This is a genomic window from Pantoea sp. LMR881 (genome assembly GCF_027157825.1).
Classification (GTDB): domain Bacteria; phylum Pseudomonadota; class Gammaproteobacteria; order Enterobacterales; family Enterobacteriaceae; genus Pantoea; species Pantoea haifensis.
In genome coordinates this window covers 1,834,467-1,857,314 of record NZ_JAPVOK010000002.1, presented here as the reverse complement: position 1 = coordinate 1,857,314, position 22,848 = coordinate 1,834,467, and the positions used below count along the sequence as shown (strand labels likewise).

Genomic DNA, 22,848 nt, shown 5'->3' with positions numbered 1-22,848 from the left:
AGGAGTTCCGCACCATGAAGTTGTTCGCTCGTGATTCCCATCTCGATTTATCATTTCCCCATGTGATGGGTATTTTAAATGTCACGCCGGATTCCTTTTCTGATGGTGGCAAGCATAACGCTCTGGTTGATGCCTTAACGCACACCAATGAGATGGTGAATGCAGGCGCAACCATTATTGATGTTGGCGGTGAATCGACACGTCCCGGCGCGGATGAAGTCAGTGTTGAGGAGGAGCTGGCGCGGGTTATCCCTGTGGTAGAAGCGATTGCGCAACGTTTTGAAGTGTGGATTTCAGTGGACACTTCCAAGCCAGAGGTCATCCGTGAAGCAGCGCGAGTAGGTGCTCACATTATCAATGATATTCGTTCGCTGTCTGAGCCAGGCGCACTTGAAGCCGCTGCTGCCGCAGGTTTACCTGTTTGCCTGATGCATATGCAGGGCGAACCGCGAACCATGCAGCAGGCACCTGAGTACCATAATATTTTAAGCGAAGTGGATGCTTACTTCGCTGATCAGATTGCGCGCTGCGAATCAGCAGGCATCAAAAAAGAGAATCTGCTGCTCGACCCGGGCTTCGGTTTCGGTAAAAATCTCAACCATAACTATGAACTGCTGGCGCATCTCAGTGATTTTCATCACTTTGGCTTGCCGCTGTTAGTGGGAATGTCACGTAAATCAATGATTGGTCAGTTGCTCAATGTTGGCCCCTCACAACGGTTAACCGGCAGCCTGGCGTGTGCCGTGATTGCTGCTATGCAAGGCGCGCAAATCATTCGCGTACATGATGTAAAAGAGACGGTCGAAGCGATGCGTATAGTCGAAGCGACACGGAGAGCAAAAGGATAATAAGGCATGAGTAATCGTAAATATTTCGGTACAGATGGCATTCGCGGCAAAGTAGGCGAAGCCCCTATTACACCTGATTTTGTACTGAAGCTGGGCTGGGCAGCAGGTAAAGTGCTGGCGCGCCACGGCTCAAAAAAAATCATTATCGGTAAGGATACGCGCATTTCAGGTTATATGCTGGAATCGGCGCTTGAAGCCGGTTTGGCTGCAGCCGGCTTAACCGCCGCTTTCACCGGTCCAATGCCAACACCCGCTATCGCTTATCTGACGCGCACTTTCCGCGCAGAAGCCGGGATTGTCATCTCCGCATCGCATAACCCGTTTGATGATAACGGCATAAAATTTTTCTCTTCAGAAGGCACAAAGCTGCCAGATGAAGTGGAAGAGGCGATTGAACTGGAAATGGAAAAGCCGCTCACCTGCGTGGAATCGGCAGAACTGGGACGCGCCAGCCGTATCGTGGATGCTGCCGGACGTTACATTGAATTTTGCAAAGGTACCTTTCCGAGCGAACTCAATCTGAACGGCTTGAAAATTGTGGTCGACTGCGCGAATGGTGCGACTTACCACATTGCACCAAACGTGCTACGCGAGCTGGGTGCGACTGTGATTGCTATTGCGACGCAGCCAGACGGCATGAACATCAACAAAGCATGTGGTGCCACCGATCTTAAAATGTTGCAGCAGCGCGTGCTGGCTGAAAAAGCGGATATTGGTTTAGCCTACGACGGCGATGGTGATCGCATCATGATGATCGACCACCTGGGGAAAAAGTCGATGGCGATCAAATTCTCTATATCATCGCGCGCGAAGCGTTACGCCAGGGCAGTTACGTGGTGGCGTAGTGGGTACGCTAATGAGTAACATGGGCCTGGAATTGGCGCTTAAACAGCTTGGCATTCCTTTTGCGCGTGCCAAAGTAGGCGATCGCTATGTTCTGGAAAAAATGCAGGAAAAGGGTTGGCGTCTGGGTGCTGAAAATTCCGGTCACGTCATCTTGCTGGATAAAACCACCACGGGTGATGGCATCGTAGCAAGTTTGCAAGTGCTAACTGCGATGGTACGCAATCACATGAGTCTGCATGATTTGTGCAGCGGCATGAAAATGCTCCCTCAGGTGCTGGTTAATGTCCGCTTCAACGGCGAACACGATCCATTGCAAAACGACGCAGTGAAAGCAGTAACGGCTGAGGTCGAAAAGGTGCTGGCAGGTCGCGGGCGCGTATTATTGCGTAAATCAGGTACTGAGCCGCTTATCCGCGTCATGGTAGAAGGTGAAAACGAGGCGTTAGTTATCGAGCTGGCCAATCGTATCGCCGATCAGGTGAAGGCGGTTTAACGCTGTAAACAGGGGGCGCTGAGGTGTCGAACCGCCTGCAAAATCACCGGGATGGCGCTTTTTTCCGCAATCAGTCGGCCTGGTGAAAATTGCACTTGCAGAGGTTTGCGCCTTTGGTTAGTATTCACACCCGCTTCTGATGGGTGATGACGACACTGCCCATCAATACTGGTTGAAGCTTTAACTGTACGATTATCGTGCAAGGAACAGGTTGATTATGTACGAAGCTCTTTTAGTTGTTTTCCTTATTGTGGCTATCGCCCTTGTGGGTTTGATCATGCTGCAGCAAGGCAAAGGCGCTGATATGGGAGCCTCATTCGGTGCAGGCGCATCCGGTACGCTGTTTGGTTCTACGGGTTCTGGTAACTTCATGACTCGCATGACCGGCATCTTAGCGGCATTGTTCTTCATCATCAGCCTGGTTCTGGGTAACCTGAACAGTAATAAAACGTCAAAAGGAAGCGAGTGGGAGAATCTTTCTGCGCCGGCACAGTCTCAACAGACTGAGCAGCCAGCGAAACCGGCAACGCCGGGCAGCGATATCCCGCAGTAAGATCGTCAATGCTTGCGACGCAACTGATTCACGTTGCGGTCTGAAAAGTGCCGAGGTGGTGGAATTGGTAGACACGCTACCTTGAGGTGGTAGTGCCCGATTGGGCTTACGGGTTCAAGTCCCGTCCTCGGTACCAAATCTTAGTATTACTTGCATTCTGTGCAGGTTCGGCGTAATATTCGCCACGTTTTCGGACGCGGGGTGGAGCAGCCTGGTAGCTCGTCGGGCTCATAACCCGAAGGTCGTCGGTTCAAATCCGGCCCCCGCAACCACTTTCCCTTAGAGTTCTTTTTCAAATATACTGTGTGCACTTAAGGGCGCATTCGCAGCGAATTTTAAAAAAATTCTTTTGGATTGTGTCCGAGCCGCTTAGCGGCATACAGGGTCCAGTGATAAAAAGCCCCGAATTTTCGGGGTTTTTTGTTATTAGCGAATCGAAATACTGGGCTTTAGGCCCTTTTTTTATGTCTTGGGGGTGGGCTTGTCCACATTAGAGCAAAAATTGACAGAGTTGGTATCGGCTCCGGTAGAGGCGCTCGGCTACGAACTGGTGGGTATTGAATTCGTTCGTGGTCGCACATCAACCCTGCGCATCTATATTGATAGTGAAGATGGCATCAATGTCGATGATTGTGCAGATGTCAGCCACCAGGTGAGTGCCGTTATGGATGTAGAAGATCCCATTACGGTGCCTTACAACCTAGAAGTCTCCTCACCGGGGCTCGATCGTCCGCTGTTTACCGCTGAGCATTACGTGCGCTTTACAGGTGATGAAGTGAGTCTGGTGCTGCGTATGGCCGTTCAGAACCGCCGTAAATGGCAGGGGATCATCAAAGCCGTTGAGGGCGAGATGATTACGGTAAACGTTGAGGGTAACGATGAAGTGTTCGCGCTGAGCAATATTCAGAAAGCGAACCTGGTCCCCCACTTTTAAAAGTCCGGATTGAGGCTAACCAGGATGAATAAAGAGATCTTAGCTGTCGTAGAAGCCGTTTCTAACGAAAAAGCCCTGCCGCGTGAGAAAATCTTCGAGGCGCTGGAGAGCGCGCTGGCTACTGCGACCAAGAAAAAGTACGAGCAAGAAATTGACGTACGTGTGAGCATTGATCGCAAAAGCGGCGATTTCGATACCTTCCGCCGTTGGGAAATCGTAGAAGAGGTGACACAGCCGACGCGCGAGATCACGCTGGAAGCGGCCCGCTACGAAGACGAAGCATTCAATCTGGGCGAATACGTTGAAGATCAGATTGAATCGGTCACGTTTGACCGTATCACCACGCAAACGGCGAAACAGGTTATCGTACAAAAGGTACGTGAAGCTGAGCGTGCAATGGTGGTTGATCAGTTCCGCGAGCAGGAAGGCGAAATCATCACCGGCGTGGTGAAGAAAGTTAACCGTGACAACATTTCCCTGGATTTAGGCAACAATGCAGAAGCGGTGATTCTGCGTGAAGATATGCTGCCGCGTGAAAACTTCCGTCCGGGTGACCGTATTCGTGGCGTGCTTTATTCAGTACGTCCTGAAGCGCGTGGTGCACAACTGTTTGTCACCCGCTCTAAGCCGGAAATGTTGATTGAACTGTTCCGCATTGAAGTGCCAGAAATTGGCGAAGAAGTGATTGAAATTAAAGCCGCAGCCCGCGATCCGGGTTCACGCGCTAAAATTGCTGTAAAAACCAATGATAAACGTATCGATCCGGTTGGTGCCTGTGTCGGGATGCGCGGTGCGCGTGTTCAGGCTGTTTCCAGCGAACTGGGCGGCGAGCGCATTGATATCGTGCTGTGGGACGATAACCCAGCGCAGTTTGTTATTAACGCCATGGCTCCGGCTGATGTGGCGTCAATTGTGGTTGATGAAGATAACCACACCATGGATATCGCTGTAGAGGCTGGAAATCTGGCTCAGGCGATTGGCCGTAACGGCCAAAACGTGCGTTTAGCTTCCCAGTTAAGTGGTTGGGAGCTGAACGTGATGACCGTCGATGATCTGCAGGCTAAGCATCAGGCTGAAGCGCACGCAGCAATCGATATGTTCACTAAACATCTCGACATCGATGAAGAGTTCGCCACCGTACTGGTGGAAGAAGGCTTTTCCTCGCTGGAAGAGTTGGCCTACGTGCCAATCAATGAGCTGTTGGAAATCGACGGCCTCGACGAAGAGACCATTGAAGCCCTGCGTGAACGAGCAAAAAATGCGTTAACCACCCTGGCATTAGCGAAAGAAGAGAGCCTTGGTAATCAGGAGCCCGCTGAGGATCTTCTGAATCTTGAGGGCTTAGATCGTGCGCTGGCTTTCCGTCTGGCGGCGAAAGGCGTCTGCACGCTGGAAGATCTCGCTGAGCAAGGTGTTGACGATCTGACAGATATTGAAGGGCTGAATGATGAACAAGCCGGTGCGCTAATTATGGCTGCACGAAATATCTGCTGGTTCGGCGATGACGCGTAATAACAGGAAGGAACAGCATGACAGATGTAACCGTAAAATCGCTGGCCGCAGAAATTCAGACTCCGGTCGATCGCCTGGTACAGCAATTTGCTGATGCAGGGATCCCTAAGTCTGAAAACGACGCAGTGACCCAGCACGAGAAAGAAACCTTACTGTCTCACCTGAATCGTGAGCATGGTCAGGCCGGTTCAGGCAAGCTGACATTGCAACGCAAAACGCGTAGCACCTTGAATATTCCAGGCACCGGGGGTAAAAGTAAGTCGGTGCAAATCGAAGTCCGCAAAAAACGCACATACGTGAAAGGTGATGCAGAAGCTGAGCAAGCTCAGGCTGAAGCAGAAGCCGAGGCGCAGCGTGAAGCGGAAGAGCAGGCGCAACGCGAGGCTGAAGAAAAAGCCCGTCGCGAAGCTGAACAAAAAGCGCAACGTGAAGCCGAAGAGAAAGCCAAGCGCGAAGCCGCTGAAAAGGCGAAGCGTGCAGCAGCGGAAAATGAGAAAGTGACTAATCAACCTACCGATGACGCGACCAGGGCTGCGCAGTCTGATAAAGCCCGTCGCGAAGCAGAAGCCGCTGAACTGAAGCGTAAAGCTGAAGAAGAAGCGCGTCGTAAGCTCGAAGAGGCGGCTCGCCTCGCAGCTGAAGAAGCCCGTCGTTTAGCCGAAGAGAAAGCGGCTGAATGGGAAAAGCCTGAAGAAGAGGATAAAGGCGACTATCACGTCACCACCTCTACGCATGCTCGCCAGGCAGAAGACGAAAACGACCGTCAGGTCGAAGCTGGCCGTGCGCGTACCCGCAGCACCAAAGCGGCTCGTCCTGCGAAAAAAGGCAACAAGCATTCTGAGGCCAAAACTGACCGTGAAGAAGCGCGTGCTGCGGTTCGTGGCGGTAAAGGTGGCAAACATCGTAAACCAAGCGCACTGCAGCAGGGCTTTAACAAGCCAGCTCAGGCCGTGAACCGCGATGTTGTTATCGGCGAAACCATCACTGTGGCTGAACTGGCTAACAAAATGGCGGTGAAAGGTTCTCTGGTCATCAAAGCGATGATGAAGATGGGCGCTATGGCGACTATCAACCAGGTTATCGATCAGGAAACCGCTCAGCTGGTTGCTGAAGAGATGGGCCATAAAGTTACCCTTCGTCGTGAGAACGAGCTGGAAGAAGCGGTAATGGGCGATCGTGATACCGATGCTGCACAGGAATCTCGTGCACCGGTTGTGACCATCATGGGTCACGTTGACCACGGTAAAACCTCGCTGCTGGACTACATTCGCTCTACTAAAATCGCCTCTGGCGAAGCGGGTGGCATTACCCAGCATATTGGTGCTTACCACGTCGAAACTGAAAACGGCATGGTCACCTTCCTTGACACCCCAGGTCACGCCGCGTTTACCGCCATGCGTGCTCGCGGTGCGCAGGCGACCGACATCGTTATTCTGGTTGTTGCAGCAGATGATGGCGTGATGCCACAAACCATCGAAGCTATTCAGCACGCTAAAGCGGCAAAAGTGCCGGTGGTGGTTGCTGTCAACAAGGTTGATAAGCCAGAAGCCGATCCCGATCGTGTTAAAAACGAGCTGACTCAGTACGGTATCATTCCGGAAGAGTGGGGCGGCGAAAACATGTTTGTTAACGTTTCTGCGAAAGCCGGTACCGGTATTGACGATCTGCTCAATGCTATTCTGCTGCAAGCGGAAGTGCTGGAGTTAACCGCTATCCGTGAAGGTATGGCGAGCGGTGTGGTTATCGAATCGTTCCTCGACAAAGGTCGTGGTCCGGTTGCAACTGTACTGGTACGTGAAGGTACGCTGAACAAAGGCGACATCGTGCTGTGCGGCTTCGAATATGGCCGTGTTCGTGCAATGCGTGATGAATTAGGCCGCGAAGTGCTGGAAGCGGGTCCGTCAATTCCGGTGGAAATCCTGGGCCTGTCTGGTGTGCCAGCAGCCGGTGATGAAGCAACCGTAGTGCGTGACGAGAAGAAAGCACGTGAAGTTGCGCTGTATCGTCAGGGCAAATTCCGCGAAGTTAAACTGGCACGTCAGCAGAAGTCGAAGTTGGAGAACATGTTCGCCAACATGACCGAAGGCGAAGTGTCCGAGCTGAACATCGTGCTGAAAGCCGACGTACAGGGTTCGGTGGAAGCGATCTCCGACTCCTTGCTGAAACTCTCTACCGACGAAGTGAAGGTGAAGATTGTTGGCTCTGGCGTGGGCGGTATCACCGAAACTGACGCAACGCTGGCAGCAGCGTCCAACGCCATCATTCTTGGCTTTAACGTACGTGCTGATGCTTCTGCACGCCGCGTTATTGATGCAGAAAGCGTTGACCTGCGTTACTACTCAGTCATCTATAACCTGATCGACGAAGTGAAAGCCGCAATGAGCGGTATGCTGGCACCTGAGTACAAACAGCAGATTATTGGTCTGGCTGAAGTACGTGACGTGTTCAAATCACCGAAATTTGGCGCTATCGCAGGTTGTATGGTGACGGAAGGTAATATCAAGCGTCACAATCCAATCCGCGTTCTGCGTGACAACGTGGTGATTTACGAAGGTGAACTCGAATCACTGCGTCGCTTTAAAGATGACGTTAACGAAGTGCGTAACGGCATGGAGTGTGGTATCGGCGTTAAGAACTACAACGACGTGCGTACCGGCGACATGATTGAAGTCTTTGAAGTGATTGAAGTTAAACGCACCATCGCTTAAATAACAGCTGATGTGATGCAATTTGGGAGGCCATTGGCCTCCCGAATTATTTGGAGAAAAGATGATGGCGAAAGAATTTGGTCGCCCGCAGCGCGTGTCACAAGAGCTGCAAAAAGAGATCGCAATGATTCTGCAACGCGAAATTAAAGATCCGCGTTTAGGCATGATGGTCACCGTCTCCGGCGTTGAAGTTTCGCGCGATCTCGCTTATGCCAAAGTGTTTGTCACTTTCCTTAATGACAAAGACGAAGAAGCAGTGAAAAACGGCCTGAAGGCGCTGAAAGAAGCTTCTGGTTATATCCGTATTCTGCTGGGTAAAGCGATGCGTCTGCGTATCGTGCCGGAATTAACCTTCTTCTATGATAACTCCCTGATTGAAGGGATGCGCATGTCCAACCTGGTCAGCAGCGTAGTAAAAAATGACGCTGAGCGCCGGGGTACAGATGCAGCAGATGAGGACGAGGAAGCGTAATGAGCCGTCCTCGCCGTCGCGGTCGCGACGTCCATGGCGTATTGCTGCTGGATAAGCCGCAAGGCGCCTCATCCAATGATGTCCTGCAAAAAGTGAAGCGTATTTTCAATGCAAACCGGGCAGGGCATACCGGTGCGCTTGATCCGCTGGCAACCGGCATGCTGCCGATTTGTCTGGGTGAAGCCACCAAGTTTTCCCAGTATCTGCTGGATTCTGATAAGCGTTATCGTGTCATTGCACGCTTAGGGCAACGTACTGATACCTCAGACGCTGATGGCAATGTGGTAGAAACGCGTCCTGTCAGTTTTAATCAGGCGGAACTGGATGCTGCTTTAGACGGTTTCCGAGGCGATACGCTGCAAGTGCCCTCAATGTTTTCAGCGTTAAAACATCAAGGCCGACCACTGTATGAATATGCCCGCCAGGGTATTCATATTGAGCGTGAAGCGCGCCCCATCACTGTGTACGAATTGCAGTTCATTCGTTGGCAGGATGATGAGCTTGAGCTGGAAATCCACTGCTCTAAAGGCACTTATATCCGCACTATCATTGATGATCTCGGTGAGAAACTTGGCTGTGGCGCACACGTCATCATGCTGCGTCGTTTGCAGGTTGCCCGTTATCCCTTTGAAAAAATGGTCACGCTTGAGCATCTCAACACATTGCTGAATGCTGCAACTGAAGCGGGCCTTTCACTCGAAGAGCAGCTTGATCCGCTGCTGCTGCCAATGGACAGTCCGGCATCGGCTTTCCCGGAAGTCAATTTACTGCCTGTTGTTGCTGCCTATTTTAAGCAAGGGCAGCCGGTACAGGCCAGCAATGTGCCAACTGAAGGACTGGTTCGCGTGACCGAAGGTGAAGCGCGCAAGTTTATCGGTATGGCAGAAATTGCCGATGATGGGCGCGTTGCGCCGCGTCGTCTGGTGGTTGAGTTTCAAGATTAAGCCGCGCAGGCCTGCCTGAAGGGATATTTGCGTTGCTATCAGGCGAGGAGTAGAATAGCGCGGCTTTAAAGCGGGATGCTGAATTAGAGATCGGCACCCATACATTCATTTAACTGGAGTTTATTATGTCTCTAAGCGTAGAAGCTAAAGCAGAGATCGTTGCTAAATATGGTCGTGGTGCTAACGACAGCGGTTCAACCGAAGTTCAGGTTGCTCTGTTGACTGCGCAGATCAACCATCTGCAGGGCCACTTCTCTGAGCACAAGAAAGACCACCACAGCCGCCGCGGTCTGCTGCGCATGGTATCTCAGCGTCGTAAGCTGCTGGACTACCTGAAGCGTAAAGACGTTGCACGCTACAGCAGCCTGATCGAAAGCCTCGGTCTGCGTCGCTAAGTCTGAAGAATCTGATCGAGAGTTTGCAAAAAGGCATCTTACGGTCAGATTTGTGCGAGTTTCGCGAAAAAGGGGCCTTTATGGCCCCTTTTTTCGAGCAATCCGCAGCAATCCGTACCAAACTCATGTATTGTTGCTTTAAGTGATCTTTGATTGCAGAGGTTCGCGCGGCTAATGAGAGGCTTTACCGCAGGGGCGGTTAGGGTTGTCATTAGTCGCGAGGATGCAACTGAAGATCGGTAATCAATGGCAGGCTAAAGATGGCTTTGCCCCGAAGTTAAGGATGTTAATTTTGCTGAACCCGATCGTACGCAAATTCCAATATGGTCAGCATACCGTCACGCTGGAAACCGGCATGATGGCACGCCAGGCCACTGCAGCCGTTATGGTAAGCATGGATGACACCGCGGTATTCGTTACCGTTGTTGGCCAGAAAAAAGCTAAGCCAGGCCAGGATTTCTTCCCGCTGACCGTAAACTATCAAGAACGTACTTATGCTGCTGGCCGTATCCCAGGCAGCTTCTTCCGTCGTGAAGGTCGCCCGAGCGAAGGCGAAACGCTGATTGCACGCCTGATTGACCGCCCGGTTCGCCCGCTGTTCCCGGAAGGCTTTGTTAACGAAGTACAGGTTATCGCGACTGTTGTTTCTGTTAACCCACAGGTTAACCCTGACATCGTTGCCATGATCGGTGCGTCTGCTGCGCTGTCACTGTCAGGTATTCCGTTTAATGGTCCAATTGGTTCTGCACGAGTAGGTTACATTAACGATCAGTATGTGCTTAACCCAACGGCAGATGAAATCAAGCAATCGCGCCTGGATCTGGTGGTTGCCGGTACGCAGAATGCGGTACTGATGGTTGAATCTGAAGCTGACGTTCTGACCGAAGAACAAATGCTGGGTGCAGTGGTATTTGGTCACGATCAGCAGCAGGTTGTGATTGAAAACATCAACGCACTGGTTGCTGAAGCCGGTAAACCACGTTGGGACTGGCAGCCAGAAGCAACCAACGATGCGCTGAACGCACGTATTGCAGCCCTGGCAGAAACTCGCCTGAGCGATGCTTATCGCATCACTGAAAAACAGCTGCGCTATGAGCAGGTTAACCTGATCAAAAGCGAAACTACGGCAGCCCTGCTGGCAGAAGACGAAACGCTGGATGAAGGTGAAATCAGCGATCTGCTGCACGCTATCGAGAAAAACGTTGTACGTACCCGTATTCTGAACGGCGAACTGCGTATTGATGGTCGTGAAAAAGATATGATTCGTGGTCTGGATGTACGCACTGGCGTGCTGCCACGTACGCACGGCTCTTCACTGTTTACCCGTGGTGAAACACAGGCGCTGGTTACCGCCACGCTGGGTACTGCACGTGATGCGCAGAACCTGGATGAGCTGATGGGTGAACGTACCGACAGCTTCCTGTTCCACTATAACTTCCCTCCATATTCTGTTGGCGAAACGGGCATGGTGGGTTCGCCTAAGCGTCGTGAAATTGGTCACGGTCGTCTGGCGAAGCGCGGCGTATTAGCCGTTATGCCAAAACCGGAAGATTTTCCTTACACCGTTCGCGTAGTATCTGAAATCACTGAATCAAACGGCTCTTCTTCAATGGCCTCTGTTTGCGGTGCTTCTCTGGCGCTGATGGATGCGGGCGTGCCGATCAAAGCCGCTGTTGCCGGTATCGCAATGGGTCTGGTGAAGGAAGGCGAGAAGTTTGTTGTTCTGTCTGACATTCTGGGTGATGAAGATCACCTGGGCGACATGGACTTCAAAGTTGCTGGTAGCCGTGACGGCGTGACCGCGCTGCAAATGGATATCAAAATCGAAGGTATCACCCGTGAAATCATGCAGGTGGCATTGAACCAGGCTAAGGGTGCGCGTCTGCACATTCTGGGCGTAATGGAACAGGCTATCAGCACGCCACGCACGGAAATCTCCGAGTTTGCACCGCGCATTTACACCATCAAGATCAACTCTGACAAGATCAAAGATGTTATCGGTAAAGGCGGCTCAGTGATTCGTGCTCTGACCGAAGAAACCGGGACTACCATTGAGATCGAAGATGACGGTACGGTGAAAATCGCGGCAACCGATGGCCTGAAAGCCAAAGAAGCGATTCGCCGTATCGAAGAGATTACAGCTGAAATCGAAGTAGGCCGCATTTACAACGGTAAAGTAACACGCATCGTTGATTTTGGTGCCTTCGTTGCGATTGGTGGCGGTAAAGAAGGTCTGGTACATATCTCACAGATCGCTGATAAGCGCGTGGAGAAAGTAACTGACTATCTGCAGATGGGACAGGAAGTACCGGTTAAGGTGATGGAAGTTGATCGCCAGGGCCGTGTTCGTCTGAGCATCAAAGAAGCGACAGAGTCAAAGCCGCAGGCTGAAGAAGCTGCAGCTGCAAGCACGCCTGACGCGGAATAAGTCGTTCCTGATTTGCCTCTCCTTGTATTGCGAGGAGAGGCGTTTGTGTTATCGCGAGGGCGGGAATCCTTGTGCACAGCAGGCGGACGACAGGATGGTTGTCCCAATGTTTGTATTCGGGAGTGGGAAATGAAGCCTTTTTTGCGCTGGTGTTTTGTTGCGACAGCTTTGACGCTGGCAGGATGCAGCAACTCCAATTGGCGTAAGAACGATGTTCTTGCAGTACCTTTACAGCCCACACTGCAGCAAGAAGTGATTCTGGCGCGCATGGAACAAATTCTTGCCAGTCGCGCCCTCACCGATGATGAACGCGCACAGCTGTTATATGAGCGCGGAGTGTTGTATGATAGTTTGGGTCTGAGGGCATTAGCGCGGAACGATTTTTCGCAAGCGTTGTCTATAAGACCTGATATGCCGGAAGTATTTAACTACCTCGGCATATATTTAACGCAGGCGGGCAATTTTGATGCCGCCTATGAAGCGTTTGATTCTGTACTTGAGCTTGATCCAACTTACAACTATGCGCATTTAAACCGTGGTATCGCCCTCTATTACGGCGGTCGATACAAGTTAGCGCAAGATGATCTGCTGGCGTTTTATCAAGACGATCCTAACGATCCTTTCCGTAGTTTGTGGCTCTATCTCGTCGAAAGTGAGATGGACGCTGACAAAGCTAAAGTAACGTTGCAACAGCGTTACGACAAAGCGGTGAAGGAACAATGGGGATGGAATATTGTCGAGTTCTACCTGGGCGACATCAGCGAAAAAACGTTGATGGAAAGTCTTAAGGCGGACGCAACGGATAACACCTCGCTCGCTGAACATCTCAGTGAAACCAACTTCTATTTAGGTAAGTACTACCTAAGTCTGGGGGAGAAGGATGACGCGAAAGCGTTATTCAAACTGGCGGTGGCTAACAACGTGAATAACTTTGTTGAACACCGATACGCATTGTTGGAACTGGCGCAACTCGGCCAGACACAAGACGATTTATCAGAATCTGACCAGCAATAGCTGACGAACTTTTATTGCCTGTAATACCTGTAAAGTCATCATCTTCAGGGATGAGGGCTTTTCTGTTCGTCAAAACTTCTAATTTGAGCCGGTTCACACTTTTTGATGAAAATGACTGAAAATTTTCACGACGAGTTATGTAGACTGGCCGCCGCAATCTAAGAGGCACGTGTACTACATGACTGATATTCAAACCACTTTTGCAGATCTTGGCCTGAACGCTGACATCCTTGAATCACTGAACGGCATGGGCTACGTAAAGCCATCCCCAATCCAGGCTGAGTGTATTCCTCACCTGCTGGCGGGCCGTGATGTGTTAGGTATGGCGCAGACCGGGAGTGGTAAAACCGCGGCCTTCTCTCTGCCGCTGTTAAACAACATTGATCCAACCGTCAAAGCACCACAAATTCTGGTGTTGGCACCGACCCGCGAACTGGCGGTACAGGTTGCTGAAGCTGTTACTGAATTCTCTAAACATATGCGCGGCCTGAACGTTGTAGCCCTTTACGGCGGACAACGTTACGACGTACAGCTGCGCGCACTGCGTCAGGGACCACAAGTAGTTGTGGGTACGCCTGGCCGTCTGCTGGACCACCTGAAGCGTGGCACGTTAGATCTTTCTAACCTGCGCGGCCTGGTGCTGGACGAAGCGGACGAAATGCTGCGTATGGGCTTCATTGAAGACGTTGAAACCATCATGGCTCAGATCCCAGAAGGTCACCAGACCGCTCTGTTCTCTGCAACCATGCCAGAAGCGATTCGTCGTATCACAAAACGTTTCATGAAAGATCCGCAGGAAGTGCGTATCCAGTCAAGCCTGACAACGCGTCCGGACATCAGCCAGTCTTACTGGACTGCATACGGTCGTAAAACTGACGCACTGGTTCGCTTCCTCGAAGCTGAAGACTTTGATGCTGCAATCATCTTTGTCCGTACCAAAAATGCGACGCTGGAAGTTGCTGAAGCGTTGGAGCGTAGCGGTTATAACAGCGCAGCACTGAATGGTGACATGAACCAGGCACTGCGTGAGCAGACGCTGGAGCGTTTGAAAGATGGTCGTCTGGACATCCTGATCGCGACTGACGTTGCTGCACGTGGTCTGGACGTTGAGCGTATCAGCCTGGTTGTTAACTACGACATCCCGATGGATGCAGAATCTTACGTTCACCGTATCGGTCGTACTGGTCGTGCGGGCCGTGCAGGTCGCGCGCTGCTGTTCGTTGAGAACCGCGAGCGTCGTCTGCTGCGTAACATCGAACGCACCATGAAGTTGACGATCCCAGAAGTTGAGCTGCCAAACGCAGAACTGCTGGGTCAGCGTCGTCTGGCTAAGTTCGCGGCTAAAGTTCAGCAGCAGCTGGAAAGCAGCGATCTGGATATGTACCGCGCTCTGCTGTCTAAGATGCAGCCGGAAGAAGAGCTGGATATGGAAACGCTGGCTGCTGCGCTGCTGAAAATGGCACAGGGCGAACGTCCACTGATCCTGCCACCAGATGCACCGCGTCCACAGCGTCGTGAGTTCCGCGATCGTGACGATCGTGATGGTCGTCGTGACTCACGCGATTCACGTGGTCCACGCGAAAGCCGTGATGGCGATCGTCCACGTCGTGAGCGTCGTGATGTTGGCGAAATGCAGCTGTACCGCATCGAAGTAGGTCGTGATGATGGCGTTGAAGTTCGTCACATCGTTGGTGCTATCGCTAACGAAGGCGATATCAGCAGCCGTTACATTGGTAACATCAAGCTGTTCGGCACACACTCAACCATCGAGCTGCCGAAAGGTATGCCGGGTGACGTACTGCAGCACTTCACTCGCACGCGTATTCTGAATAAGCCAATGAATATGCAGCTGTTGGGTGATGCACAGCCGAACGAAGGCCGTGGCGAACGTCGTCCAGGTGGTCGTGACTTCGGTGGCGAGCGTCGTGGCGGTGGTGCCAACCGTGAAGGCGGCCGTCGCTTCTCTTCCGATCGCCCAGGCGGTCGCGAAGGTGGACGTAGCTTCAACCGCGAAGGCGGTCGTGGCCCACGTCGTGAAGACGGTGCTGCACCGCGTCGTCGTGATGCATAAGATTAAGTTGGGCGGAAACGCCCACTAAATCAACTAAAAAGGAAGCCCTGTGGGCTTCCTTTTTTTATGGCGGTTACGCGCCGCCGCTTATCAGCACGCGTTCACCACTGATATAGGCCGCCTCTTCAGAGGCTAAAAACAGCGCAACCTGCGCGACATCTTCTGGCAGGCCAAAACGTCCCAGCGGTGTTGCTGCCAGCAGTTGCGCCTTGAGCTGCGGACTGAGCTTTTTCGCTGCCAGTAATCCCTCGGTCAAAATAATACCTGGCGCCAGGGCGTTAACGCGAATATTTTTCGGGCCCAATTCCCGGGCCAGTCCCTGAGTTAAGCTATCAATTGCCCCTTTCGTCGCAGACCACAGCACGGAGCCTGGCGTGCTGTTCTGACTGTTCAACGCACTCAGATTAATAATCGTGCCGCCGCGCTCTGGAAAATGACGGATGGCATGCTGGCACATCAGTATCGTACCCAGTAAATTTACGTTGATTTGCTGCTGCATCTCGTCGCGCGTCAGCAACGTAAAATCACCGTGATGAAACATTCCGGCGTTGTTAACTACAATATCGGGCGCGCCAAACCGCTCAATGCACGCGGCGAACAGCCGTTCAATATCGCGCTCATGGGAAATATCAGCCTGCACGGCCACGCCTTCACTGCCCAGCGTCATAATGTCACTGACCACATCGACAGCACCGACTTCATCCTGATGATAATTGACGACCACGCGCGCGCCTGCCGCTGCGAATGCAATAGCAATAGCGGCACCGATGCCTTTTGAAGCGCCTGTCACTAGCGCAATCTTGCCTTCAAGTGCTTTCATGTTGTTTCTCCACCTGAGTCATCGCGTGGATAAAATATGCGCGTTGCGTGAAGGAAGGCGGTAATGCAATCCTGCAAGCTTTTTGCACAATCCTGCAAAAGTAACGGGATGGTTGTTATGCGAGTCAGAACTTCAGGTAGTATCAATAAGTTGGCTTGGCGCAGTCAGGAGAAAAAAATAATGACAGAAAAAGAGCGTTGGCAGGCGTTAGCACAGCTTATTGCACGCCACGCGCCTGTAGATGGCCGCCATGCGAGTGCCATTGATTTTCTTTTTTTGGCCGAAGTTCAGCGCCTACCGAGCCGATGCATATTGCCCAATGGGCCAGCTTTGCGCTTGTTGCTCAGGGAGGCAAAGCCCTGCATATCGGTGATGAGGTTTTACATTATGGGCCAGGCGATCTGTTGCTGGTCACGCTGGATATGCCGGTGCGCTCCTGTGTGACCGTTGCCACGCCGGAAAAGCCAAATCTCGGTATTGGCATCGCGATAAATGAATCACGTCTGATGCGCTATCTCGAAAACTTTCCGCCCGATCAGCCGCTGGCAGCAGCGCGCAACGAGCGGGGCATCACCGTGCATAAAATATCGCCTCTGTTAGTCGATGCGGTGATCCGCCTGATTCGCTTACTCGACCACCCTCAGGACATTGCGGCTCTGGCTCCGCTTATCGAGCAAGAGATTTTCTATCGCCTGCTCACCGGACCGGAGGGGGCGCGTATTTTTAATATGGCGCTGGCAGAACGACCCGGTAACCGTGTAGCCCAGGCTGCGCGTTGGCTGCGGGAAAATTTCCACCAGCCACTCAAGATCGACAAGCTCGCCAGCAGCGTTGGCATGAGCATCTCGTCATTGCATCATCATTTCAAAGCGGTAACGGCAATGACGCCAATGCAATATCAAAAGCAGCTAAGGCTGAATGAAGCGCGGCGCTTGATGAGGGTAGAAAAACTCGATGCGGGAACGGCAGGTTATCGCGTGGGTTATCAGAGCGCATCGCAGTTTAGTCGGGAGTACAGCCGCTTTTACGGACAGTCACCAGCACGAGATACTCGTCAACTGGCGGTGGGCACAGACTCCTGACGCCCACCGCCATAGTGATTACAGCGTTTTCGCCGCTTCCATCGCAATGGCAAACGAGCGCAGACGTGCCTGTGAGTCAAAAATCTGACCGTTTACCATGATTTCGTCGGCCTGGGTTTCGCGCATTAATGCGGTCAGCCCGTGACGAACTTTATCGCCATCGCCAACCAGCGACATGCTCAGTGCTTGCTGCACGCCATACTGTTCAGAGGGCGACCACAGGTTATCCATGTTTTCGACGGGTGCAGGCAGCGGACCAGGTTTGCCGCGGCGTAAATTAATGAACTGCTGCTGTTGAGAGGTAAACAGGAAGCGTGCGTCGCGTTCGTTATCGGCAGCCACCACATTAATACATACCATCGCATAAGGCTTCGCGAGACGCGCAGAGGGCTGGAAATTCTCACGATAAAGATGCAGCGCCTGGAATAGCTGATCGGGTGCAAAATGAGAAGCAAAAGCAAATGGCAGGCCCATTCTGGCAGAGAGTTGTGCACTGTAAAGACTGGAACCCAGCAACCATACCGGAATTTTCATACCTAAACCTGGCACAGGCTGGACGGGCGGTTGCTCACCTTCTTCTGCATCAAACCAGCTAATCAGTTCGGCGACATCAGCCGGAAACGTGTCAGCCTGGGCACTGGAAAGATGACGACGCAGTGCCATCATAGTGCGCTGATCCGAGCCAGGAGCGCGGCCTAAGCCTAAGTCGATACGGCCAGGATAAAGCGAAGCGAGCGTACCAAACTGTTCTGCAATCACCAGCGGAGCATGGTTTGGCAGCATAATACCGCCCGAGCCTAACTTCAGCGTTTCAGTATTTGCCGCCAGATAACCAATCAGCACTGAGGTTGCGGCGCTGGCAATGCCGGTCATATTGTGATGTTCAGCCAGCCAGTAGCGTTCAAAGCCTGATTTCTCAGCCTGACGCGCCAGTGCCAGTGAATTATGAAAAGCGTCACGCGGCGTAGAGCCTTGCGGGATCGGGGCCAGATCTAATACGGAAAGGCGAACGTTTTTTTCTCAGACATGGGTACTCCAAAGTGTATGGCGCAGGTGGTAAACCCTGCACCAATCAGTATTACGCATCATTCCCCATATTAAAACTGCTAACATCAGCAGGAATATAGCCTGTATGTGCTTTCATCGCTGTGGTGTAAGCATCATGCCTTCGAGTTTGCGCCAGTAACCGTTGCAGTCACTGCCTTTCGCCAGCATTAACGGTGCCTGGCCCGCTTCGTTGGCGCGAAAGCGTTTGATTTCTGCCAGGGTGTCTGAATTTTGCGGCGACAGGCGCACAATATCCACCCACTGATGCATGTGAACCAGATCGTTGCCGAGGTTGTAGCAATAGCCGCTCATGGTCTGGATACCGTTAAGGACAAACACCTGCTGGCCTTCCTGCGACTTAACGCGGCGACCCGTGGGATATTTTATACAGCAGGTTTCACACTGATCTTTGGCGCGGTTTTCTGAGCGTGCGGTAAAGCAGCGTGCCGACAACGCCAGCGGTAAATAGCCGTAACCCAGCACCTCTACTTCAAATTGCTGACGAATGTTACGGTCAGCGCACTGTTGCAATATTTCTGTCAGCCAGTCGCGCGACATCTCAACCGGCATGCACCAGCGCGTCATGCCTTCTTTAACCAGTAACTGCAACGTATCTGCGTTATAGACGTTAAGCGTTGGCCCGGCGACAAAGGGCAGCTTACGCTCCGCCGCCAGATTGACGGTGCCGAAGTCGTTCGCTTCGATCAGGAACTCGCCATTCTCAACATAGCGTTTGAGTTCTGTAATTTCCGAGGGTGATTGCAGCAATGCCAGTGTACTAAGCACCACCTGCTTACCGCTCGATGCCAGTTCACGCGCCAGATTCATCCAGTCAGCAAAGCCGGTTGCGCGGCGCTTGCTGCACACAGTTTCACCCAGATAAACAATATCTGCGCTGCTGGCGGCAGCGTGTGAATAAAATTGTTGCAGCGTGTCGGTGGGCCAATACCACAACACCGGGCCAAGAGCATATTTCATTATGTCCCCTTACTGCCACGCCCGGTGATAAGCGCCAGGCGTGGTTTGCGATCCTTCTGAAAGCGCATCCAGCGAGGCTGTCCAGTGTGGCGCTACCGCGAACTGTTCGGGCTGCGCAATACAATGGTCAATAGCCTGACGCCAGACGCGTGCGACATCAGCGACATACGCCGGACTGCGCTGGCGTCCTTCAATTTTTACCGATGCCACGCCCGCTTTCAGCAGATCAGGCAGCAGAGCCAGCGTGTTCAGGCTGGTGGGTTCTTCCAGAACGTGATAACGCTGTTCTTCCACCTGATAGCGGCCTTTGCAGAGCGTGGGATAACCCGCGCTTTCATCCGCTGCGTAACGATCGATGAGCACTTCATTCAGGCGTGATTCCATGCCCTGAGGCGTTTGCTGCCAGCGCACAAATTTTGCAGGTGAGCAGGCACCCGCGCTGTTGGGTGATTCGCCCGTCAGCCACGAGGAAAGGTAACAGCGACCTTCCGCCATAATGCACAGGCTGCCAAAGGCAAACACTTCAAGCGGCACCGGCGTATTACGGGCCAGTTGTTTAACCTGATGAAGTGACAACACACGCGGCAGCACTACGCGATGCAGAGCGAAATGACGGTGATAAAAGCGAATGGCTTCAAGATTTGTGGCAGAAGCCTGAACCGATAAATGACGTTCTACCTGGGGATAATGGTGAGCAGCGTATTCCAGCGTGGCGATATCGGCCAAAATCAACGCATCGGCGCCGTTTTGCGCGGCGACATCAATCGCGCGCCGCCAGCGTCCCATTCCTTCAGGATGAGCAAAAGTGTTAATGGCGACATGCAGTTTACGATGATATTGATGCAGATAGCGCGCCGCTTCCGCCAGCTTTTTATCGGTAAAATTCAGTCCAGCAAAATGCCGAGCGTTCGTCTCATCTTTTAACCCGACATAGACTGCATCAGCGCCATTTTCTACCGCAGTGCGTACCGCGGGCAAATTACCGGCAGGACAAAGCAGTTCCATAGTAATCCCTCTCAACATACAGACAGCAGGAGTCTAGGGAGATGTCGCGAACAGGATGTTGATTTAAGGCAGTGAATAACCAAATCGTGATGGTAATCGCCATTTATTCAGCGTGATGGTGTGCGTTTTATTGATCTCGACTGAAGCGCAGATAAAAGGATATGGCAGAATACGTAAAATTTTCTTAAGGGAGAAAAGAGAGTGTCTGAAAGCTTACATGCCCGGCTGGTTAAAAATGTTCATAAAATCATGCGGATACCAGTATCTGTCACGCCATTTTTTATGCAAAAATCTTTTTTGCAACAACTCCTAAACTGGCAATTTCGTCATTCTTTGGCTGAAGGTGAGTTAGACTTCCTCCAGGGGCGCTTTCTGGGTATTGATGTTGGTGATGTCAATCTGCGTTGGATCACCACAATCCAGAACGGCCAACTGGTGGTATTGCAGAATGCCAAAGCCGATGTTTGGTTTCGGGGCAATGCCAATGACTTGTTGCTGGTGGCAGCACGCAAAGCAGATCCCGATATGTTGTTTTTTCAACGCCGACTGGTGATTGAAGGCGACACAGAACTGGGTCTGGAGGTGAAGAACGTAATGGATGCAATTGAACTCGACGCCATGCCCACAATGTTACGCACCGGATTGCAGCAATTGGCTGCTTTTGTAGAGGCAGGAATGAAACTGGACGCGAAAGCCGCACAGGCGCGCGCGGGTGTCTCATGTTGATTCGAACCGAAATTGGTGTCGATGCAGCGGGCATCGACAGTTTGCTTAAACGCTGTTTTAAAACCGCAGCTGAAGCAGAGTTGACCCAGGAGCTGCGTGAAGATGGCTTGCTCACGCTTGGCGTAGTTGCAACAGACGATGAAGGTCAGGTATTAGGCTATGCCGCCTTCAGCCCGGTCACCTTACAAGGGGAAGATCGTGGCTGGGTAGGGCTGGCACCGCTGGCAGTAGATGAAAGCCTGCGGGGCCAGGGCATCGCCAAAAAGCTGATTTACGAAGGCCTGGACACGCTCAATGAATTTGGCTACAGCGCAGTCGTGGTGTTAGGCGATCCCGCTTTGTTTAATCGCTTTGGTTTTGAACCAGCTGCGCGTCATGGCTTACACAGCCGCTGGTCAGGCACCGAGGCTGCTTTTCAGGTTTATCGCCTCGCGGACAACGCCTTTGAAAATACAGAAGGGCGCATCGAGTACGCCGCGCCCTTTAATCGTTTTAGCTAAACCACTCTTCGAGGCTGGCAGGTTGGCAGGCAACTAAATGCAGTTTTTGTTGACGCGTTAACTGCTTAACCTGATATTCCAGCCGCGATGCGCTGGCACGATCGCCCGCTTCGCAGTGAAACACTAAATCAAGGGGACCTTTGCCGCGCAGTGCGCGTGCACCGCGTCCGCATTGATGCTGACTCACGCGACGCGCCACGTCGGTCGTAATGCCCGTGTAAAGGATGCCAGCGGCGGTGCGTACAATATAGAGCTGCCAGCTCTGATTCATATCGGTCATCTCTCTCTGAAGCTTGCCGGGCAGTGTAGCGCGCTTGTTGCATGGCGGCTATCCAGCCTTACTGGTTCATTAACTGGAGTTTACTGTGTCTGACCATGCTCACCTGGTGCGTTACCTGAAAAAACAGCACGTTCTTTCTCTCTGTTGTACGGCTGACAATGAACTCTGGTGCGCCAACTGCTTTTATGTCTTTGATGACGCGCGTATGGCTTTTTGGCTAATGACCGAGCCGGATACCCGCCACGGGCTACTTTTGATGAAGAATGCCCATGTGGCTGGCACGGTGAATGGCCAACCTAAAACAGTTTTATTGATCAAAGGCATACAATATCGCGGGCAGATTACGCAATTAAAGGATGAGGCCGAAAAACAGGCGCGTGAGGCTTACCAAAAACGCTTCCCGGTTTCACGCAAAGTCACAGCGCCGCTGTGGGAAATCCGGCTGGATGAATTAAAGATGACAGATAATGCGTTGGGGTTTGGCAAAAGATTAGCTGGCAGCGCAATGAGATGTAACACTCCCTTCCCCTGGCGGGAAAGAGAGCAGTCGATCAGGCTGCCTGTAAAATACGCAGCGATTCACGATTAAACGCAGGCAGATCATCGGGTGTACGGCTGGTGACCAGCTTATCGTCATCCACCACAACTTCTTTATCGTAGAAGTCGGCACCGGCATTCACTAAATCAACCGCAATAGCTTTTACGCAGGTCATTTTGCGGCCACGCACACCATTGGCGCTGATAAGCAGCTGTGGGCCATGGCAGATAGCAAAGATGGGTTTGCCGCTGGCAACAAACTCTTTGGTGAAAGTCACAAAGCGGTCATCACCGCGCAGTGAATCTGGTGAATGTCCGCCCGGCAACAGCAGTGCATCAAACTCGGCGGGGCTGACATCATCAATGCTGCAATCGATAGTCACTTCCGCCTGACCCTTTTTGCCCTTAATTGTTTTCCCTGCCTGCATTTCAATGGTAACAACATCGAAGCCTGCTTGCTTGTAGGCGTCAGCAGGTGAGGTAAATTCTGAGTCTTCAAATTCATCGGTGATTAAAACCGCTACTTTCTTGCTCATTTTTTCCTCCATATCAACGTGGAGCGCGGATTGCGCTGTTCTGCTTACCCAATAAGCCTGGCTGCCAACAGTAAGATTGCAAGCCAGGCCGCACTATTCGTCTATCTTTTAAACCATGA

General features: G+C 52.1%; 21 protein-coding genes, 2 tRNA genes and 2 pseudogenes. 19 read left to right on the top strand and 6 right to left on the bottom strand.

What is annotated here, in order from left to right; all coding sequences use genetic code 11:
* The first annotated feature begins 14 nt into the window (after nucleotides 1-14).
* The 15 genes and pseudogenes from folP to O3W44_RS10485 all read left to right on the top strand — a co-directional run bounded on the left by folP (nucleotide 15) and on the right by O3W44_RS10485 (nucleotide 15,218).
* The gene (gene folP / locus O3W44_RS10550; protein ID WP_269293023.1) at nucleotides 15-848 is read left to right on the top strand and encodes a dihydropteroate synthase; all 834 of its coding nucleotides are present in this window, start codon (nucleotides 15-17) and stop codon (nucleotides 846-848) included.
* 6 nt (nucleotides 849-854) lie between these two features.
* Nucleotides 855-2,187, top strand: a pseudogene (glmM, locus tag O3W44_RS10545) (phosphoglucosamine mutase).
* 217 nt (nucleotides 2,188-2,404) lie between these two features.
* Nucleotides 2,405-2,740 (top strand): preprotein translocase subunit SecG, encoded by a 336-nt coding sequence (secG, locus tag O3W44_RS10540; RefSeq protein ID WP_269293022.1) that lies wholly within the window; start codon nucleotides 2,405-2,407, stop codon nucleotides 2,738-2,740.
* Nucleotides 2,741-2,789: 49 nt separating this feature from the next.
* Nucleotides 2,790-2,876: transfer RNA gene (locus tag O3W44_RS10535), tRNA-Leu, on the top strand.
* 59 nt (nucleotides 2,877-2,935) lie between these two features.
* A tRNA-Met gene (locus O3W44_RS10530) sits at nucleotides 2,936-3,012 on the top strand.
* Nucleotides 3,013-3,221: 209 nt separating this feature from the next.
* A complete protein-coding gene (rimP, locus tag O3W44_RS10525; RefSeq protein ID WP_269293021.1) occupies nucleotides 3,222-3,674 on the top strand; it encodes a ribosome maturation factor RimP in 453 nt (150 codons plus the stop codon).
* A gap of 24 nt (nucleotides 3,675-3,698) precedes the next feature.
* Entirely contained in the window at nucleotides 3,699-5,186 is a 1,488-nt protein-coding gene (gene nusA / locus O3W44_RS10520; protein ID WP_269293020.1) for a transcription termination factor NusA, read from the top strand.
* A gap of 17 nt (nucleotides 5,187-5,203) precedes the next feature.
* Nucleotides 5,204-7,894, top strand: coding sequence for a translation initiation factor IF-2 (infB, locus tag O3W44_RS10515; protein ID WP_269293019.1), 2,691 nt, complete (start codon nucleotides 5,204-5,206; stop codon nucleotides 7,892-7,894).
* A gap of 64 nt (nucleotides 7,895-7,958) precedes the next feature.
* Entirely contained in the window at nucleotides 7,959-8,366 is a 408-nt protein-coding gene (rbfA, locus tag O3W44_RS10510; protein ID WP_269294417.1) for a 30S ribosome-binding factor RbfA, read from the top strand.
* The gene (gene truB / locus O3W44_RS10505) at nucleotides 8,366-9,310 is read left to right on the top strand and encodes a tRNA pseudouridine(55) synthase TruB (RefSeq protein WP_269293018.1); all 945 of its coding nucleotides are present in this window, start codon (nucleotides 8,366-8,368) and stop codon (nucleotides 9,308-9,310) included. Before rbfA ends, truB begins: the two co-directional genes overlap by 1 nt.
* Before the next feature lie 125 nt (nucleotides 9,311-9,435).
* Nucleotides 9,436-9,705, top strand: a complete 270-nt coding sequence (rpsO, locus tag O3W44_RS10500) for a 30S ribosomal protein S15 (RefSeq protein WP_269293017.1) — start codon at nucleotides 9,436-9,438, stop codon at nucleotides 9,703-9,705.
* Nucleotides 9,706-9,997: 292 nt separating this feature from the next.
* Nucleotides 9,998-12,133 (top strand): polyribonucleotide nucleotidyltransferase, encoded by a 2,136-nt coding sequence (gene pnp / locus O3W44_RS10495; protein WP_269294416.1) that lies wholly within the window; start codon nucleotides 9,998-10,000, stop codon nucleotides 12,131-12,133.
* A 129-nt stretch (nucleotides 12,134-12,262) separates the two neighbouring features.
* Nucleotides 12,263-13,147, top strand: coding sequence for a lipoprotein NlpI (nlpI, locus tag O3W44_RS10490; RefSeq protein ID WP_269293016.1), 885 nt, complete (start codon nucleotides 12,263-12,265; stop codon nucleotides 13,145-13,147).
* Between the two features lie 105 nt (nucleotides 13,148-13,252).
* The gene (yrbN, locus tag O3W44_RS24970) at nucleotides 13,253-13,309 is read left to right on the top strand and encodes a protein YrbN (protein ID WP_100229640.1); all 57 of its coding nucleotides are present in this window, start codon (nucleotides 13,253-13,255) and stop codon (nucleotides 13,307-13,309) included.
* A 16-nt stretch (nucleotides 13,310-13,325) separates the two neighbouring features.
* Nucleotides 13,326-15,218 (top strand): DEAD/DEAH family ATP-dependent RNA helicase, encoded by a 1,893-nt coding sequence (locus tag O3W44_RS10485; RefSeq protein WP_269293015.1) that lies wholly within the window; start codon nucleotides 13,326-13,328, stop codon nucleotides 15,216-15,218.
* Nucleotides 15,219-15,291: 73 nt separating this feature from the next.
* On the opposite strand, the gene O3W44_RS10480 is transcribed toward O3W44_RS10485, so the two are convergent.
* Entirely contained in the window at nucleotides 15,292-16,038 is a 747-nt protein-coding gene (locus O3W44_RS10480; protein ID WP_269293014.1) for an SDR family NAD(P)-dependent oxidoreductase, read from the bottom strand.
* A gap of 180 nt (nucleotides 16,039-16,218) precedes the next feature.
* On the opposite strand from O3W44_RS10480, the pseudogene O3W44_RS10475 reads away from it, so the two are divergent.
* Nucleotides 16,219-17,120: pseudogene (locus tag O3W44_RS10475) on the top strand (AraC family transcriptional regulator N-terminal domain-containing protein).
* Nucleotides 17,121-17,138: 18 nt separating this feature from the next.
* Here O3W44_RS10475 and O3W44_RS10470 read toward each other — a convergent pair.
* The 3 genes from O3W44_RS10470 to ubiU form a co-directional block, all read right to left on the bottom strand.
* Nucleotides 17,139-18,110 (bottom strand): luciferase-like monooxygenase, encoded by a 972-nt coding sequence (locus tag O3W44_RS10470; RefSeq protein ID WP_442954667.1) that lies wholly within the window; start codon nucleotides 18,108-18,110, stop codon nucleotides 17,139-17,141.
* 150 nt (nucleotides 18,111-18,260) lie between these two features.
* Nucleotides 18,261-19,145 (bottom strand): U32 family peptidase, encoded by an 885-nt coding sequence (locus O3W44_RS10465; protein ID WP_269293012.1) that lies wholly within the window; start codon nucleotides 19,143-19,145, stop codon nucleotides 18,261-18,263.
* A 9-nt stretch (nucleotides 19,146-19,154) separates the two neighbouring features.
* Complete coding sequence (ubiU, locus tag O3W44_RS10460) at nucleotides 19,155-20,150, bottom strand: ubiquinone anaerobic biosynthesis protein UbiU (protein WP_269293011.1); 996 nt, start codon at nucleotides 20,148-20,150, stop codon at nucleotides 19,155-19,157.
* A 249-nt stretch (nucleotides 20,151-20,399) separates the two neighbouring features.
* Here ubiU and ubiT point away from each other — a divergent pair, with 249 nt between their 5' ends.
* Entirely contained in the window at nucleotides 20,400-20,876 is a 477-nt protein-coding gene (ubiT, locus tag O3W44_RS10455; RefSeq protein ID WP_442954666.1) for a ubiquinone anaerobic biosynthesis accessory factor UbiT, read from the top strand.
* A complete protein-coding gene (locus tag O3W44_RS10450; protein WP_269293009.1) occupies nucleotides 20,870-21,376 on the top strand; it encodes a GNAT family N-acetyltransferase in 507 nt (168 codons plus the stop codon). Before ubiT ends, O3W44_RS10450 begins: the two co-directional genes overlap by 7 nt.
* Here the strand turns inward: O3W44_RS10450 and O3W44_RS10445 are convergent.
* Nucleotides 21,369-21,647: a GIY-YIG nuclease family protein gene (locus O3W44_RS10445; protein ID WP_269294415.1), complete on the bottom strand. Its 279-nt coding sequence runs from the start codon at nucleotides 21,645-21,647 to the stop codon at nucleotides 21,369-21,371. The two genes, O3W44_RS10450 and O3W44_RS10445, sit on opposite strands and share 8 nt — an antisense overlap.
* A 94-nt stretch (nucleotides 21,648-21,741) precedes the next feature.
* On the opposite strand from O3W44_RS10445, the gene O3W44_RS10440 reads away from it, so the two are divergent.
* On the top strand, nucleotides 21,742-22,245 hold the full coding sequence (locus tag O3W44_RS10440; protein ID WP_442954625.1) for a YhbP family protein: 504 nt from the start codon (nucleotides 21,742-21,744) through the stop codon (nucleotides 22,243-22,245).
* Here O3W44_RS10440 and O3W44_RS10435 read toward each other — a convergent pair.
* Complete coding sequence (locus O3W44_RS10435) at nucleotides 22,208-22,729, bottom strand: type 1 glutamine amidotransferase domain-containing protein (RefSeq protein WP_269293008.1); 522 nt, start codon at nucleotides 22,727-22,729, stop codon at nucleotides 22,208-22,210. The genes O3W44_RS10440 and O3W44_RS10435 overlap by 38 nt on opposite strands.
* Nucleotides 22,730-22,848: the final 119 nt, after the last annotated feature.